2 protein-coding genes are annotated in these 1,928 nt (G+C 63.4%); both read right to left on the reverse strand.

The window, feature by feature from the left end; genetic code table 11:
- A partial coding sequence (locus tag KZZ07_RS26490) for an ATP-binding protein (RefSeq protein WP_219519874.1) occupies positions 1-325 on the reverse strand: 325 nt, incomplete at its 3' end.
- Positions 322-1,821 carry an IS21 family transposase gene (istA, locus tag KZZ07_RS26495; RefSeq protein WP_219519877.1) on the reverse strand — a complete coding sequence of 500 codons (1,500 nt, stop codon included), beginning with the start codon at positions 1,819-1,821 and terminating at the stop codon, positions 322-324. The genes KZZ07_RS26490 and istA, both read right to left, overlap by 4 nt.
- Positions 1,822-1,928 lie beyond the last annotated feature (107 nt).

Consider the following 1,928-nt stretch of genomic DNA (forward strand, 5'->3'; position numbering starts at 1 on the left):
CCAGGGCGATGACGTTCTCACGGCGAAGGGCGAACTCGCAGCGGGCCAGCTCCATGGTCAGCGCCTTGTTGAGCGAGGGGATCGCCTTGAAGTCGAAGCTGTCCAGGCTTTTGGTCGCCGGGAACTTCGCGGCCTTGATGCGGCGTTCGATCATCCGGCGTTCGCGCTCGATCAGTTCCAGTTCGCAGAGCCGCAGCAGGTATTGCGCGTGATCCTTGCCCTCGGCCGCACATTGCCGGGCCAGCTTGGCGTATTCGCTGTTGAAGGTCGGCAGGCGGAGCTTCTTGAGATGATGCTGCAGCAGGACCTGCGGGGTCTCACTCATGCCCCCGCTCCGCGCATCAGGCTCATATAGCTGGCGGGCTTCGTGGTCTCGACCCGGGCCCGAGGCAGGTAGGGATAGATGTCGAGATCGAGCCGCGGCGGGCGCCGTTCGACCCGGCACAGGACCAGGTGCTTGACCGCGTCGTAGCCGATCGCCCCGAGATCCAGCGCCTGACGCACCGCGCCGTGGACATGGGTCATCTCGAAGGTCTCCAGCAGGCGCAGGACCTGCACGTATTCCCGCTTGCCCTTCTTGCCCATTCGCGCTTCCAGAAGTCGGTGCAGGGTGGCGAACTCGCCCGGCAGGTCCCAGCCCTTGAGCGGCGCCGCCTGGTCGAGCGCACCGACCTTCTGCTCCAGGAGCGGCAGGAAGTGCATCGGATCGAAGATCATATCGGCCTTCTCGTAGGATCGGCGGTGCCGCGCGATTACCTCGGCACCGCAGCCGATCACGACTTCGCCGACATAACCACGGATCTGCACCTCGTGATGGGCATAGGCCACCGGCACCGAGTAGTCGTTGTTGCGGTATCGCACCATGGAGATCGACGTTGCCCGCGTGCTGACCTTCTCGCAGGCATCATAGGGCACGGCCGGCAGCACCATCAGCGCGTCCAGGTCCCGCATCAGGCGCTCACCGATGGCCTCGCTGTGGCCGCGCACGATGTCGTCGTGACGCTTCAGGCACTGGTCTTCCAGCCAGTCGTTCAGATCATCGAAGCTGCCGAACCGGGGAGCGGGCACGAGGAAATTACGGCGCCCATAGCCGATCACTCCCTCCACGTTGCCCTTGTCATTCCCCTTGCCCGGCCGACCGAACTTGTCATCGAACAGGTAATGCGACTGCAACTCGGCAAAGGTCTTGGTGCGGTCCCGTTTGCCGTCGCCGCAGATCTTCGCCACCGCGATTGTGGTGTTGTCATACAGGATCGACAGGGGCACGCCGCCGAAGAAGGCGAAGGCGGCATTGTGCCCGTCGCAGAAGGCCTCGGTCGTCTCGGCCGGATAGGCCTTGATGAAGAACGCGTCCGAGTGCGGAAGCGCCATCGCGAAATAGTGCAGTTTGCATTCAACGTCGCCGATCACGCCGAGCGCCTCGCCGAAATCCACCTGGGCATGACCTGGTGCATGCGACAGTGGCACGAACACCTCGCGGCTCCGCCGCTTCTTCTCACGGACATAGTCAGTCACGATGGTGATGCCGCCGGTGAACCCGTGCTCGTCCCGGAGCCGCTGATGGATCCGCTTGGCCGTGTGGCGCTGCTTCTTCAGCCGGCCTTTGTCGTCTTCCAGGATCTGGTCGATGATCGGAATGAACGGATCAAGCTTGGGCCGCACCGGCGGCTTCGTGCGTCGATAGCCCGGGGGCACCGAGTGCTTCAGAATCTTCGCGACCGTCTTGCGATCGACCCCGAACACCCGCGCCGCCTCACTCTTGCTCATCCCTTCGACGTGGCACGCACGCCGGACCCGATTGTACAGTTCCACAGAATACATCTCCCGCCCTCAGCTCGTTCGCCTCGGGCCCAAGATGCGGACTTTTACTCCGCGACGGTCAGATCACCCGACCGTTTCCGATGTCCATTTTGTCTCCGGGATTCACA

This window comes from Mameliella sp. CS4, assembly GCF_019392335.1.
GTDB lineage: Bacteria > Pseudomonadota > Alphaproteobacteria > Rhodobacterales > Rhodobacteraceae > Antarctobacter.

Coding starts and splice junctions, on each gene's coding strand:
- istA (WP_219519877.1), bottom strand. CDS start 1,821: ATGTATTCTGTGGAACTGTACAATCGGGTCCGGCGTGCGTGCCACGTC.